Raw genomic sequence first — 14020 nt, forward strand, 5'->3', positions numbered from 1 at the left:
GAAATCAACACCCTGCGCGCCGCTGGCATCTTCTCGCGGCAGGTGCGCGAGATCCGGGAACTGCTGCCCCGGTACGAACAGGACAATCTCTTTGATTCGTCGAAATTCAAGCGACGGTTCCCGGAGTTCAAGGTGACGACCTACCGGGAAGGGCTCGATCTGATTCGGCGTGCGTCGATGGGCAAGTAGACGGGAGACGACCCGCCGCCGGTGTGTCGGGGCGCGCCTCGGGACATCCGCACCGTGGCCACCCGTTTGAAGGGGGCATACGCGAAGGGCGGCCAGCGCAGCACGCCGGTCCCGTCCATCGCGATCCTGGCGGAGGAGCGTTGTGGCTTCTTCAACCTGTTTCAGGCCGAGGAAGCAATTGACCGAGCCGCTGCATGCGATGGTCGATAGCCGGCCATCGCATGCCCTGCGTCTCCCGTTCACTAGCGGAGCGGACTTCCGAGTTCAGAATGAAGACGCCCTCTCAGGAGCGCTCTTTGCTTTTTGACAGGTCAATCCTTTTTGAACGCGCGAGCCGCCTCAGCCGTATCAAGGGCCTCCCGCAACAGCTTGATTCGACCGTCCTCTGCGATCAGAACCCCTGCGTAGACTTGCCGGTAGATCTTGCCGGTGTCCGGAACCAGTGCCTCGACCCTGTACTCGGCAAACACTCGATCGGGCGTCTGGATCCAGAACGTAGGCTCTTGAAAAGCGAAGTCTGGAACTTTCTTCAGTAGCCCCGTCAGCAAATCGGCAACCGCGGCCGGCCCCTGGGCTCGCGCATTGACGGTTGGCAGTTCCAGGATGCCGTCTTCCGCAAACAGTGCCCCGGCTGCCTCGGGATTCGAGACGCTGTTCAGATAGGCATTGAGGAGATCGGTTGCGGTGGTCAGTTTGGTCATTTGCAATTCCTTGGATGCGTGGGCAGGTCAGACTTGGGCCATGCCGCCATCGACGAAGAGCTCGATGCCGTTGACGAAGCTTGCGGCATCGGAGGCGAGGAAGGCGACGGCCTTGCCGATTTCGCCGGGCTCGCCCAGGCGGCCCAGCGGTACCTGCGATGCCAGGTGGTCGAAGAGCCCCTGGCGCGCCTCCTCGGGCACGAGGTCGCCCAGGCCGGGTGTGCGGATCGGGCCGGGGCTCACGGCGTTGACGCGGATGCCGCGGTCCTTGAGGTCCAGGGCCCAGGAGCGCGCGAAGTTGCGCACCGCCGCCTTGCTCGCGCTGTAGACGCTGAAGCTGGCCGTGCCCTGGATGGAGGTGGTGGAGGAGGTAAGGATCACCGAGGCCCCGTTGCTCAGCAGGGGCAGCGCCTTCTGCACCGTGAACAGCACGCCGCGCACGTTGGTGCCGAAGATGCGATCGAAGTGCTCTTCGGTGATGGCGCCCAGCGGCATCATGTCGCCGCCGCCGGCGTTGGCGAACAGGATGTCCAGCCGGCCGGCCGCCTTCGCGATGTGCGCGTAGACGGCATCAAGGTCCGACAGCACCGACGCGTCGGCGCGCAGCGCCGTGGCGGAAGAGCCGATCTGTGCGACCGCCGCGTCCAGCTCCTGCTGGCGACGGCCGGTGATGAAGACGCGCGCGCCCTGCGCCGCGAGTTCCTTCGCGGCTCCGAGGCCGATGCCGCTGCTGCCGCCGGTGACCAAGGCGATCTTGCCTTCGAGTTGCTTGTTCATGGTGTGCTCCGTTTCGTGAATGAATGAGGATGGATCGATGCCTCTCGACGGTCCCGCTGCGCTTCTGCAGCGGCGCTTCGCTTGAGGCATGGAGCAAATGTAGGTTTCGCTGATTGAATGAAAAAGCGAACTGAATGGAATAACTATCCATGTACATGGATAATCAAGGGCTTGTTCTGCAGCTAGGAATGCCCATGGACCAACTGCTGGCGATGCGCGCCTTCGCCCGCGTGGTGGAAGCCGGCGGATTCACCCGCGCGGCCGATTCGCTCGACATGCCTATCGCCACGGTGAGCAAGCTGGTGCGCGAACTGGAGGCCCATCTCGGGGTGTCGCTGCTGCAGCGCACGACCCGGCGCGTGACGGTGACGCCGGAAGGCCAGGACTACCACGCCAAGTGCACGCGCATCCTGCGCGATCTGGAAGACATCGATGCCTCGTTCAATCTCGCGCGCGGCAGGCCGCGCGGGCATCTGCGCATCGACGTCGGCGGCTCCACCGCGCGCGACGTGCTCATTCCGCTGCTGCCGGACTTCGTGGCGCGCTACCCCGACATCCGCATCGACCTGGGCGTGTCCGACCGTCCGGTGGACCTGATCGGCGACAACGTCGACTGCGTGATACGCGGCGGTCCGCTGGAAAGCTCGTCGCTGGTGAGCCGCCGCGTGGGCGAGGCGGTGATGATCACTTGCGCCACGCCCGGCTATCTCAAGCATTACGGCACGCCTGCCTACCCCGACGAGTTGAAGAACGGCCACCGGCTGGTGAGCTACGTGTCCAGCCAGACGGGCCGGGCCACGCCGTTTCGATTCGAGCGGGGCGGTGAGAAGACCGAGATCAAGGTCGAGCATCGCATGGGCGTCAACGAGAGCAACGCACATCTGGCCGCGTGCGTGGCAGGTCTGGGGATCGTCCAGACCTTTGCCTACGCTGCCGCCTCGGCACTGCGCGACGGCTCGCTGGTGGAAATCCTGAAGGCTTGGCGGCCAGCGCCCTATCCGTTCCACGTCGTCTATCCGCAAAACCGGCATGTCACCCATCGGCTGCGGGTCTTCATCGATTGGGTGGTCGAGGTCTTCCCTGGGCGACTCAATGAAGGCAAGTTTCCCACGAAGACAGCATCTTCCTACGCCAGGCCGCGTACACGGCACGCAGGGCGAACTGGCTAGTTCCTGGGGCGCTCCTCTTTAAGAGACCCAAGCAGGCACCGTTCTCGGTTCTGCCCTCGGTCAGCACATGCGCGGGGTGGTTGCCATGGTCGTGCGACGCGGTGCCAGTACTCAGGCGGCTCCGTCGCGGGGCGCGGAGAGGAGCTGAAGCTCCCAGCCCAGCGCAACGCCCGTTCCCCCCGAATGCTCGGCCAGCACGGGCGACAAGGTTTCGAGGTACTGGGTTCCAGCCCAATCCCGTTGCCACTCGGAGACGATCGCCAGCCAGGTCATGGGGTTGGCCCCCGCGCGGATCATCCTGAGGACTGACATTTCGTGCGCTTCGCGGCTCACGTCGCCCGAGGCGTCGCTGCCCGTAGCTCGGACAGCAACTCTCTGAAGCCTTCTTCCTCTATGGGAGATTCCGCGCCGTAGGTGACTGGCTGCGAATCGACGGTTTGGACCTGGTCCCATACGACCCGCTGAATGAAGAATTTCCTGCCCTCTGGGATAGCGGACCAAGACGCAGACGGCTTAAATGATGGGTAACGGAATCTGATGGCTCCTGACTCGCAGGGAATCTCGGCGATGTTGAGGTCAGCTTCGATGGCCATGCTGTTGGCTTCGACCGGCAAATTGGCCACTCCCAAGTCAGGACAGCCATCCGCCTCGACTGCCTCACTCCCTGAGCGTGAAGACCACCGAGAGGTACGACACCGGCCCTGCAAGGATCGCCTCGATCCCATGCAGCGCTGTCGCATCGAACAGCAGCGTGTCCCCTGCCCCCACCTCCACCGCCTTCGCGCCGTAGCGGTAGGTCACCGCCCCGGACAGGAAGTACAGGAACTTGAGCCCCGGATGCTGGAAGGTCACGTATGGCCCCGCCTCCGGCAACAACGTCACGAGGTAAGGCTCGACGAAGAGATTGCCCGACAGCGAGTGCCCCAGCAACTCGTAGCGGTAGCCCGCCACGGCCCCGATGCGGTCGACCGCGAGCCCCTGCCCTGCCCGCACATGGCAGAAGTCCGTGCGCCGGGCCTGGTCTCCGAAGAAGCGCGACACAGGCACATGCAACCCCTGCGCGAGCCGCTCCAAGGTCTCCACCGACGGCGAGACCAGCCCCCGCTCGATGCGCGAGAGCATCGAGGCCGAGATTTCCGACGCCAGCGCCAGTTGGCCCGCAGACCGCCCCGCCGCCATGCGCAGCGCCCTCACCTGCGCGCCGATGCGCGCGGCGGACAAGCTGCGCACGACAGGCGCAGGTCGCCGGGACCGCACACGCGTCACGGAGACCGGCAAACGCAGCGGGCGAGCCGTCGGCAGGGGTGAGGCAATAGGGTGACGCGCCATGTGAATCTTGTGCCAGCGATGAAGGCTTGAAACGGGGCTGACCAAGTTCTCCAGCGGCTTCCTCGATCCAATTTCGAGCGGGAGAACAGGCTACCTCCATTTTGTACCATACAGGCGGGTGCATAAAGGAGCCCGCGCGATGAGAGTCATCGCATGCGATCGACGCAGGATCCCGCGCTGCTGAAAGCCTTTGCGGCCGAGCTGAAGGCTCGGCGAGCAGAGCGCGGCTTCAATCAGGAGGAGCTTGGATTTGCGTCGGGGCTCAATCGCACATTCATCGCCAAGCTCGAGACCGGCACCTCGAGTCCTTCGCTGACGAGCCTCGTTCTTCTGTGCAACGGGCTCGAGACCGATCCAGCAGAGCTCATGCACTCCCTCATGAAGCGCTATAGGAAGGAACTTCGAGCCAAGCCGGCCACCGGATAGCGCGCCCGGGAGATTCTCGACCTTGGCAGTCAGAAGGAACCAATGGATGCGGATTCCCAAGCGGTTCCCTGACGTTCGGCATACCGAACGTCAGGAGAGAAAGTGAGAGGGGAATACAACGCACCGCCAATGCAGCAGCGATCCGAAAGCTAGGCTGCGCGCAATAGCCCCGAGATGCGGGGTTTCTTACAGATCAGCAGCGCGATCAAGTCTCAAGCGATGTGCGCGGGCAACGCCGAACAAGTACGCACAGCCTCCGTCACACTCTTTGACTGAGTGCCTTTTCGATCTTCTTGTCGGTCTTGTACTGGCCCAACGCGTACACCGCCCATATCGTCGCGGGCAGCCATCCGATCAAGGTAATCTGAAGAATCAGACAGATCACGGCGGCGACCGGCCGACCGATCGTGAAGAACGCCAGCCACGGCAAAATCAAGGCGATCAACAGACGCATCGCTCATCCTTTCTGCTGCGCAAATCTCCAAGCCTGTCCCACGAAGCTCGCTTCGAGCAGCGACGCTACGTTCACGACTGAGGTTACCTGAAGGGAATCGCTTCGCGCCAGACCCCAGCTCATCACGGATCGCTGCTTCAGAGTCTGCCCCGCCAAGGTTGCCGTCCGCTGGATTGAGCGCTCTGGCGGGACCATTTAGCCTCGCGAATGCTGGAGGAAGTAGCCAATCCGGCCCGTAATTCCGGCGCTTTCGCCGCTTGGCCGCAGCGACAGGGCGCGGCGTGCATGGATCCCGCGCCGTGCCTTCGGCAGCATACGAATGCATCCCGGGGGCCAGTCGGCTTTATCCATGCGCCGTGCTCGGCGCATGGCCCATCGAACGACCGTCTGAATCAAGCGACTCCGACTCGACCTCACAAGGAACAACGCCTTATTCCGGATGCGGGCTCGATGTCGATCTCGGACGAGTCCCCACGACGGCTCCTTCGAAGCGATGTCTTCGACCCATCGCATCGATCCAGAGGCGTTCCAAGAAGGTCGGATGTTGCGGGTGCTGTGAGCGAGCGAGGTCGGTACGAAGCGGCTCGTGCTCGCGGACCTCGCAAGCGGAAGCTGGACCGCCGGGTGCTGCGATCCCGCTGGCTGAATCTCGACCAGCGGCGGCGAACGGCTGAACTTGAATTGACTGCAGTTGGGCAAGTCCTCGGCGCAAACAGATCCTGAGAGACATACGTCGCGCCCGATCACAGGATTCAGCGCCGAAGAAAATTCAGCAGCTGCGCCGCGAGTTCCACGGGTTTCTCCTCGGCCATGTGATGCCCGCAATCGAGCGAACCGCCTCGCAGATCGCTGGCCCAGGACGCCCACACGCCGAGCACATCGCCATAGAGCGCTTCTAGGTCATCCTGCTTCGCCCACATGCACAGCATCGGGCATCGAATCTTGCGGCCGCCTCGGCGGTCTTCTTCGTCGTGCATGCGATCGACGCCCAGTCCCGCGCGATAGTCTTCCACCATCGCATGCACGGCGTCCGGGTCGTGAATGGCCCGCCGGAAGTCTTCGAACGCTTCGGCGCCCATGTGCTTCGGCGATCCGCCATACCAGGCGTCGGGGTCGGCGAGGATGGCGCGCTCGGGCTTGTCGGGCTGCGCATAGAAGAACCAGTGCCACCACCGTTGCGCAAAGCGGGCGTTGCAGCGCTCCAGCGCCTCGACGATGGGAACCGCGTCCAGCACCACGAGGCGGCTGATCGCATCCGGATGGTCCATGGCGGCCCGGAATGCCACATAGGCACCGCGATCATGGCCCACCACCGCGAAGCGCGAATGCCCGAGCCGCCGCATGAGCTGTACGCAGTCGGCCGCCTTCGCGCGCTTGGACGAGCCTGCGTGGTCCGCCGTGTCCGCCGGTTTGGAAGACTCGCCGAAGCCGCGCAGGTCGGGACATACCACCGTAAAGTGCCTCGCCAGCAACGGCGCCACCTGCGCCCAGGTGGCGTGGGTACGCGGGTGCCCATGCAGCAACAACACCGGCGCGCCGGTGCCGCCATGGCGCACATGCAGCGTCGCGTCCTTCAGCACCAGGCGCTCTTCAGTGAAGCCCTCGAACATGGTTCCTCCGTCGAATCGGTCCTTCCCGGCGACGCACGCGGCCGCGCCGCGAATCGTGCAACTACTTCGAAGCGGGCGGACCCGTGTTGTCCTGCAGCGGCGTCGCGGCGCCTCGAGCAGGGACTTCGCCGGGTGCTTTTTTTGGCTCGTGCATCCCATAGGCGAAGAGCAAGCAGGCAACGCTGACCACGGCCGCCGCGAGCAGCGCGGCCATGAGACGGCGGCCAATGCGCATCTTCGTGTCCCGATGTCTGCGGTGCATTTGGGTTCCTCATTCAGTGCGTCACTCACAAAGCTCCCGCCCGACAGTTCAACAAGCCGGATCACGAGAGATTGAGAACGCCTACCCCGAAGGCTCCGTCTTGCGCAGCCCCCGTAGGTTGAGGGCAGCCAGGCAGACCTGCAGCGCGATCAGTGCAAAGGCGCGGCTGTGCCAGCTCCACGCTGTCCACAGCACGTTGCTGAGCAGGAACACCCAGAAGCCCGAGTTTCTGCGCCGCCTCGTATCGGATGCAACCAGCCAAGCCGCGGCGAGTGATGCCAGAAAAGCCGGCCACTGAATCAGATCCAGCATGTCGTCCATGAGATTGTTCTCATCGCAATTTCGGATCGAACGCCAACGACGCCGATCCTCGGAGGTCCTCACGCTCGGGAAGGACATCGCGACAAGGTAGGCAGACTGCCCACCGCGGCTCGTCGGCGGGCCGCTCTCGCAGTTGTAGGAGGAACCGCGAGCGCGGGCCCGCCCTATGGGCCTGCGGGCGGTCGTCGCCGAAGGCGCTCGCACGGGGTTCGCGAACGACCGCACCTGTTCCCACAACCCCCGGCATCGGCGAAGCTACACGAACAGCCGACGCATGAGGCTCACCTCTCAAATCCGACGGATGGCCATGTGGCCCAGAAATCCCCCCCGCATTGCGGGCTCGCCATCGGCCGAACGCTGGGCCCTCTCAGGCCATCGGCCCGGGCGCCTTGAGATACCGCTCGCGAATCGCCTTCGCCGACCAGTAGGTCAGCGCCGCCACCAGCCCGGTCGGGTTGTAGCCCAGTCCCTGCGGGAAGGCCGAGCCGCCTGGCACGAAGACGTTGTGCACGTCCCAGCTCTGCAGGTAGCGGTTGACTGCGCTGGTGCCCGGGTCGATGCCCATGATCGCGCCGCCGTTGAGGTGGGTGGTCTGGTAGCCCACGACGTCGAAATGCTCGCCGAGGTTCTTGACGAGAACGCGCAAAGCCTTCGGGCCCATGACCTCGGCGATGCGCTGCATCTTCTGCGCCATGAAGCGCGTCATGCGGATGTCGTTGGCCTTCCAGTCGAAGGTCATGCGCAGCAGCGGCAGGCCCCATGCGTCCTTGTAGGTCGGATCCAGGCTCAGGTAGTTGTCGCGGTAGCTCATGTGCGCGCCATGCGCGTCCATCGAGATCGTGTGGTTGTAGTTGTCGGCCACGGCCTTCTTCCAGCCGCTGCCCCAGGCCGGCGCGCCGTCGGGCAGCGAGATGCCGCTGATGGGCTTGGTGCCGGCCTGGTTGACCCACATCGGCGAGCCGCCGACGAAGCCGGCGGGGCCGTGATCGAAGTTGTCGGCGTTGAAGTCGTCGATCGCGACGCCGTTGCCGCCCGCGCCGATGAAGGGATTGGCGTGCACGTCCTTGTCGAAGTAGGCCTTGATGGTCGCCATGTTCTGGTAGGCGAAGTTGCGCCCCACCGTGCCCTTGCCGGTGGCCGGGTCGTACGGCGTGCCGATGCCAGACAACAGCATCAGCCGCACGTTGTGGAACTGGAAGGCCGCGATGACGACGATGTCGGCCGGCTGCTCGACCTCGCTGCCCTGCGCATCGAGATAGGTCACGCCGGTCGCGCTGCGGCGATCGCCCGAGAGGTTCACCCTGAGCACGTGGGCGTTGGCGCGCAGTTCGAAGTTCGGCGCCAGCCGCAGGGCCGGCAGCACGTTGACGTTGGGCGAAGCCTTCGAGTAGTTGTAGCAGACGTAGCCGCTGCAGTAGCCGCAGAAGTTGCACGGCCCCATCTGGCAGCCGTAGGGGTTGGTGTAGGGGCCGGCGGCGTTGGCCGAGGGCAGGTCGTAGGGATGGTGGCCGAGCTTGTGCGCCGCCTCGCCGAAGCGCTGCGCCGACACCGTGCGCTTCTGCGGCGGCAGCGGGAAGTCGCTCGACCGGTCCGGTGCGAACGGGTTGCCGCCCTCGCCCACCCGCTTGCCCGCCACCGTCCATGCCGCGCCCGAGGTGCCGAAGACCTTCTCCGCGAAGTCGAAATGCGGCTCCAGCTCCTCGTAGCTGACGCCGAAGTCCTGGATGGTCATGCCCTCGGGAATGAACCTGCGGCCATAGCGCTCCTCGTAGTGGCTGCGCAGCCGCAGCTCGACGGGATCCACGCGGAAGTGCACGCCCGACCAGTGCAGCCCCGCCCCGCCCACGCCGGTGCCCGGCAGGAAGGCACCCAGCTGCCGATAGGGCAGCGCCGTGTCGTTCACCCCGTGGCGCACGGTGACCGTCTCGCGCGAGACGTCCTGGAAGAGCTTGCGGCGGATGCTGTAGGCCAGTTCGTCCAGCACCTTGGGATAGATGCCGTCGGTGGCGGTGTCGCGCATCGGCCCGCGCTCGAGTGCGACCACGTTCAGACCGGCCTCGGTCAGTTCCTTGGCCATGATCGCGCCGGTCCAGCCGAAGCCGACGATCACCACGTCGGCCTTCTTCATCGTGCGCGCCGCCATCAGCTTCGCCTCCCGCTCAGGGCCACCGGCGGCAACGGGTACGGCACGTCGCGCTCGACCCAGTCCATGAAATCGGCGCGCACGCCCGGAAAACCGATCAGCTTCCAGCCGACCAGGCCGCGGTTGCCGCCATGCACGGGATCGGCAAAGAAGCCTTCGCGCACGTTCTGCAGCAGCAGCGAAAAGAAGAGCCCGGCCGGCACGGTGTCGAACTGCGCCTGCCCCGCTTCGATGGCGTGCAAGGCCGCGTCCTGCGCATCCGCGGCGAGCTGCGCAAAGGGCTTGCCGTGGGCCTTGCGCACGAAGCCGTCGGCGGCGGCCAGGCCCAGCCGATAGATCTGCTGCGGCGTGAGCTGCGACTGATAGCCCAGCGTGGCCGGTGCATCGGCCTGGAACGGGCCCTGCATGTACCACAGCGCCCCCGTGGCCCAGGGCGTGTCCATCTGCCGGTCGATGAATTCCGGCACGCCCGCCTCGATCGCCCCCGGCCCCAGCGCATCGCTCGGAATCAACCGACCGCTGGCAGCACGGACAAAGGCCCATTCGTCGGCCGTGAAAAAGCGCGGCGTGTAGGGCTGCGTCTCCGGGGCTGCGCCCGCCTTGCCGGGCGTTGCCGCGGCCGGACGGCTGTCGCAGGCAGGCAGCGCCACGGCGGCGAACGTCGCTGCGCCCAGGCCCTTGAAGAGCCGGCGCCTGGAAGAAGAATCCGGGGAAGAATCGGGTGGGTTCGGTGCGGTCACGGTGATGCTCCTGTAGAGGGCCGGGCCCAGGCCTATCGGGCGGCCGGCGCCTGCGCGGCCATGTCCTTCTCGACGGCCTGGCGAATGGGGCCGACCTGCGCCGCGTCCACCTTCGGCGCCTGGTTGCCCCAGCTCTGGCGCACGAAGCTCGCGAGCTGCGCGACCTCGTCGTCCGACAGGCGCCAGCCAAAGCCGGGCATGGCCAGTTCGGAAGGCGCCGTGCCCGTCGCGGGCAACTGGCTGCCTTGCAGGATCAGCCGGATGACCGAGCTCGGATCGGCGGTCAACACGGTCGAGTTGCCGGCAATGCGGGGAAAGACCCGCGCATAGCCCTTGCCATCGCTGCGGTGACAGCCCGCGCAGTTGTCCGCGTAGAGCTCGGCGCCGCGCGTCGCGTTGACGCCCTGCCACAGGGCCATGGCCGTGGCGGGGTCCGGCTTGAATGCCGACACCGCATCGGCGCTCGGCTCCAGCGTCTTCAGATAGGCGGCGACGGCGTTCAGGTCCTCGTCGCTCAGGTGCTGCGTGCTGTGCACGATGGCGTCGTTCATCGGACCGCCGACCACCGCGTGGGACGGGTTGCGCGCCGCCCGCAAGGTGGCGACGATGTCGGCCGCCGACCAGCCCCCCAGGCCATCGGCAGGATTGCCGCGCAGAGTCACCGCGACCCATCCGTCGATGAGCGGACCGCCCGCCAGGTAGGCGGACCCGGACTCGTCCAGCGCCTTCTCCTGCATCGTGACCGACCGCGGCGTGTGGCAACTGCCGCAATGGCCCAGGCCCTGCACGAGGTACGCACCGCGGGCCACCGACATGTCCGCATAGCGGTGGGCATCGAAGGCGACGGCATCGGGCCGGGGCGCGAAGGCCTTGCGCCACAGCGCCAGTGGCCAGCGGATCGACAAGGGCCAGACCAGGCCGCGCGGATGCGGGGTCGCCGGCGCCGGCGTCACGCCCTGCATGAAGAAGGCATACAGCGCGCGCACGTCGTCGTCCGTCATGCGCGCATAGGAGGGAAACGGCATCGCCGGATACAGGGAGTCGCCATCGGCCCGGATGCCGTGGCGCACGGCGCGGTCGAAGTCGTCCAGCGAGTACCGGCCGATGCCACTGTCGCGATCGGGCGTGATGTTGGTGCTGTAGATCGCGCCGATGGGCGAGGCCAGCGGCAGCCCACCCGCGAAGGGCGCGCCGCCCGACGCGGTGTGGCAGGCCACGCAGTCGCCCGCCTGCGCCAGGTACTGCCCCTTGGCCACCAGGCCCGGCGAACGGCCGTCCGCGCCAGCGGCGAGGGCCCTCGTGGACGTCGGCCACAGCGCCAGCGCCAACAGGACTGTGAAGACGAGTGCCGCAAGGCCGAGCACGACCCATAGGTACTTTTTCAGCATCGATGCGCTCCTCTCGGGGGCGGTGCGTTTACAGCGTGAGGGATGTCGACGGGCATTTCCAGCGCCAGCATGCGGGCCCGAAGGCACGCGACGCTTCGAACAGTTTGCAGCAAGGCCGGATTTCCTGCATCGAAGTCGCCGTCGCCGCTGCGTTCGACGAAGGGATGCCGGCCCTGCGAGCTGGCCTCCAAGGCATGGCTGTGTCCGCTTCGATGTGGGGGCTGCCGCTGCCCTGCAGAGAAATGCGGCATGGTGACCGAGTTCGATGCGACCTGCTTCGACCTCATCCCCGGCGAACGGATCGTCTGTGCCTGAGAGATGCAACTGGACGGCCGCAAGATCTCGATCTCGCTCGCCACCCTCGAATTCAAGGCCCCGGCCACGGCGACCCGGCTGATCATGACGGAACAGGGCGCCCTGCTCGAACGACTTCGACGACAACGGAAGCCGGGAGCGCGGCGATGCACCAGCTTGCATTCACCGCCTTCTCGCCGGAGCACCGGCATCACCGGCAGCCTGCTGGGATCGGGTTTGGTCGGCTCTGCATCCCGGCGTCGCATGCTGGAAGCCCCAACAGCCGCATACACGAACTGCCGCACAACTGGGATCTGTCACCCGGATGCTCCCGGATCGGGCGCATACTGCAAAATTGGCTTAAGCCGTAGGGAATGATGCCCGACACTGAGACACCCTTGCGACTCGCGCGACGCCACGTCGCGTACGGCTCTCGCCTCGTTGACGAACAGGCCGTGCGGGTTGCTCGAATGGACCCTCACGGCGACCAGGTAGGCCTTGCTATTGTCTTGCTGGAAACGATGAAGCAGACGCTGGCCGTATTTGTGGCCGACCTGGCACGCCTGGAGGCGAAGTCCTCCTGAAGCTTGGACTGGCTGGCAGGGCAGTTCGCGCACGACGATGCGGCTTGGTCAGAAGCTGCTGTCGCCGTTCGAAGTGCGCCATCCTCTGTTCAAAGCGCTGGCTGGCGATGTCTCGCAGCGAAGCCACCCGTGCCAAAGCTTGCGCCGGATCGCGCCCTCGTTTGGCGATCTGCTCTGCCCATTTCATCGCAAACTCAACCCCTCGTTCGGCCGCCATCCAAGCCGCGAGCTCTTCGCAGGAACTGAACACTTCGCTGGCTCGTTTGTGACCTTTCTTGGGTGAGTTGGAGCGTGAAGGATGGACACCAAATGCCGCAGATGCCGACACCACTTTGAGGTGAGCAGCGGCCACACTCAAAATAGTATGCTCAGCGCGCCGCGCAGGCGCAACAAGAGGAGCTGCGACGGTGAGGGACCTTTGACATCGCCTCGAAGGTCACACCGGGGGACACGCCGTTGGGCGCGAACACCTGTGCGGGTCGCATCTCGATGCGCGCTCCACCTTCATGCACACCACCGGTACGTGCGCACGAACGCCACGCATCGGACCTGCTTTCAATCCAAACTTCAATATGCCGTCAAGCAGCTTTCCAAGAATCCTCGATGTGTGTACTGCGCGGAGCACGGCACTCTTGCTGGGCCTCGCGCTCTCGCTGCCTGGGGTGGCACAAACCGCCGCGCCGACGGTGCGCGTGCAATCCGACCTGAAGGACATTCGCATCCAGGCGATCACCAGCCTGCCCAAGGCAGGCGGCAGTGCCGACGATCGAAACGGTTGCCCGTGGCGCGTGATCCGGCCGAAGTCGGCGGCGGCCAAGCTGGTGGCTGCACAGGGATGGGCGGTGACGGCGGACGTGCCGCTGGGCGCCTACCGCGCGGTCAGCTTTGCCGGCCAGATGGAAGCCGGCACCAGCGGCACCTGCGGCATCACCCAGGGCAACGTGGCGGTGTTCGACGGCGACAAGCTGCTCGCGCTGGCCTACGGCAAGTCGGCGGAAGATACCGCCATCGGCAACCTGACGGCACTCGAGGGCGGCACTGTCCGGGTGTGGGACGGCGACGCGGTCGGCTCGCCAGTGGGCGACCTGCGCATCGAGGCAGACGGCACTGTGCACCTGGGAAAGCTGGCCGATGAGGAGTCGGTCTGCAAGGGCCAGGCGAAGGTGCCGAACGTCTACGGCATGTCGATCGACAAGGCGCGCAAGGTGCTCGCCGCCAAGGGCTGGAAGCCCGTGCGGGGCGGGGCCAGTCCTGAACCGAGGCAGGCCGCGCTGGTCAGGCGCGGCATCGCCGAGGCCGAGTCCTGCGCGGGCACCGGCCTTGGCTATTGCGATTTCGGCTACGCCGGCCCGGCCGGCAGGCTGACCTTGACCACCATAGGCGAAGACGCCCTTCCGAGTGTCTCGGACTACGCCGTCATGTGCCGTTGAATCCACACCACCTTGGCGGACCTCATCGAACCCAAGGAGCACGCCGACCGCGACGCCTTTTTTTGCGCGCTCGTAGCACCGGCCTGCGCGCCGCGTCGGCATGCCCCAATGCCACGCAATCCAGCGAAGGAAGCCACGTGAAGCGCACTGCGACCTCCCGAAAGCTTGCGCACGGCAATGGCACGCAGGATGTGCGATCAACC

15 protein-coding genes and 1 pseudogene are annotated in these 14020 nt (G+C 65.7%); 5 read left to right on the forward strand and 11 right to left on the reverse strand.

The window, feature by feature from the left end; genetic code table 11:
* Window positions 1–18: 18 nt before the first annotated feature.
* Together FHT32_RS32480 and FHT32_RS32485 are read left to right on the forward strand one after the other, a co-directional pair.
* Window positions 19–189: pseudogene (locus tag FHT32_RS32480) on the forward strand (NAD-dependent dehydratase); the annotation flags it as partial.
* Between the two features lie 54 nt (window positions 190–243).
* A complete protein-coding gene (locus tag FHT32_RS32485) occupies window positions 244–399 on the forward strand; it encodes a hypothetical protein (RefSeq protein ID WP_176668658.1) in 156 nt (51 codons plus the stop codon).
* Window positions 400–500: 101 nt separating this feature from the next.
* On the opposite strand, the gene FHT32_RS32490 is transcribed toward FHT32_RS32485, so the two are convergent.
* Both FHT32_RS32490 and FHT32_RS32495 read right to left on the reverse strand, forming a co-directional pair.
* Entirely contained in the window at window positions 501–890 is a 390-nt protein-coding gene (locus FHT32_RS32490) for a nuclear transport factor 2 family protein (RefSeq protein WP_256099245.1), read from the reverse strand.
* A gap of 27 nt (window positions 891–917) precedes the next feature.
* On the reverse strand, window positions 918–1667 hold the full coding sequence (locus tag FHT32_RS32495; protein ID WP_176668659.1) for a glucose 1-dehydrogenase: 750 nt from the start codon (window positions 1665–1667) through the stop codon (window positions 918–920).
* A 194-nt stretch (window positions 1668–1861) separates the two neighbouring features.
* Here FHT32_RS32495 and FHT32_RS32500 point away from each other — a divergent pair, with 194 nt between their 5' ends.
* Window positions 1862–2836: a LysR family transcriptional regulator gene (locus FHT32_RS32500; protein WP_256099246.1), complete on the forward strand. Its 975-nt coding sequence runs from the start codon at window positions 1862–1864 to the stop codon at window positions 2834–2836.
* 111 nt (window positions 2837–2947) lie between these two features.
* Here FHT32_RS32500 and FHT32_RS32505 read toward each other — a convergent pair whose 3' ends face one another.
* Both FHT32_RS32505 and FHT32_RS32510 read right to left on the reverse strand, forming a co-directional pair.
* A complete protein-coding gene (locus tag FHT32_RS32505) occupies window positions 2948–3109 on the reverse strand; it encodes a hypothetical protein (protein ID WP_176668660.1) in 162 nt (53 codons plus the stop codon).
* A gap of 384 nt (window positions 3110–3493) precedes the next feature.
* Window positions 3494–4066, reverse strand: coding sequence for an XRE family transcriptional regulator (locus FHT32_RS32510; RefSeq protein WP_176668661.1), 573 nt, complete (start codon window positions 4064–4066; stop codon window positions 3494–3496).
* Between the two features lie 252 nt (window positions 4067–4318).
* On the opposite strand from FHT32_RS32510, the gene FHT32_RS32515 reads away from it, so the two are divergent.
* Entirely contained in the window at window positions 4319–4591 is a 273-nt protein-coding gene (locus tag FHT32_RS32515) for a helix-turn-helix domain-containing protein (RefSeq protein ID WP_176668662.1), read from the forward strand.
* A 259-nt stretch (window positions 4592–4850) separates the two neighbouring features.
* Here the strand turns inward: FHT32_RS32515 and FHT32_RS32520 are convergent, their stop codons facing one another.
* From FHT32_RS32520 to FHT32_RS32550, 7 genes are all read right to left on the reverse strand, one after another.
* Complete coding sequence (locus FHT32_RS32520; RefSeq protein WP_176668663.1) at window positions 4851–5045, reverse strand: YqaE/Pmp3 family membrane protein; 195 nt, start codon at window positions 5043–5045, stop codon at window positions 4851–4853.
* A gap of 752 nt (window positions 5046–5797) precedes the next feature.
* Window positions 5798–6655: an alpha/beta fold hydrolase gene (locus tag FHT32_RS32525; protein WP_176668664.1), complete on the reverse strand. Its 858-nt coding sequence runs from the start codon at window positions 6653–6655 to the stop codon at window positions 5798–5800.
* A 61-nt stretch (window positions 6656–6716) separates the two neighbouring features.
* Window positions 6717–6869, reverse strand: coding sequence for a hypothetical protein (locus tag FHT32_RS32530; protein ID WP_256099247.1), 153 nt, complete (start codon window positions 6867–6869; stop codon window positions 6717–6719).
* Window positions 6870–6998: 129 nt separating this feature from the next.
* Window positions 6999–7238, reverse strand: a complete 240-nt coding sequence (locus FHT32_RS32535) for a hypothetical protein (protein ID WP_176668666.1) — start codon at window positions 7236–7238, stop codon at window positions 6999–7001.
* Window positions 7239–7605: 367 nt separating this feature from the next.
* Window positions 7606–9381, reverse strand: coding sequence for a GMC family oxidoreductase (locus FHT32_RS32540; protein ID WP_218088520.1), 1776 nt, complete (start codon window positions 9379–9381; stop codon window positions 7606–7608).
* Window positions 9381–10121: a gluconate 2-dehydrogenase subunit 3 family protein gene (locus FHT32_RS32545; protein ID WP_176668667.1), complete on the reverse strand. Its 741-nt coding sequence runs from the start codon at window positions 10119–10121 to the stop codon at window positions 9381–9383. Before FHT32_RS32545 ends, FHT32_RS32540 begins: the two co-directional genes overlap by 1 nt.
* A gap of 32 nt (window positions 10122–10153) precedes the next feature.
* Complete coding sequence (locus FHT32_RS32550; RefSeq protein WP_176668668.1) at window positions 10154–11509, reverse strand: cytochrome c; 1356 nt, start codon at window positions 11507–11509, stop codon at window positions 10154–10156.
* Window positions 11510–13019: 1510 nt separating this feature from the next.
* Here FHT32_RS32550 and FHT32_RS32555 point away from each other — a divergent pair.
* Window positions 13020–13817: a PASTA domain-containing protein gene (locus FHT32_RS32555; RefSeq protein WP_176668669.1), complete on the forward strand. Its 798-nt coding sequence runs from the start codon at window positions 13020–13022 to the stop codon at window positions 13815–13817.
* Window positions 13818–14020 lie beyond the last annotated feature (203 nt).

It is taken from the genome of Variovorax sp. SG517, assembly GCF_013376045.1.
Taxonomy (GTDB): domain Bacteria; phylum Pseudomonadota; class Gammaproteobacteria; order Burkholderiales; family Burkholderiaceae_C; genus Variovorax.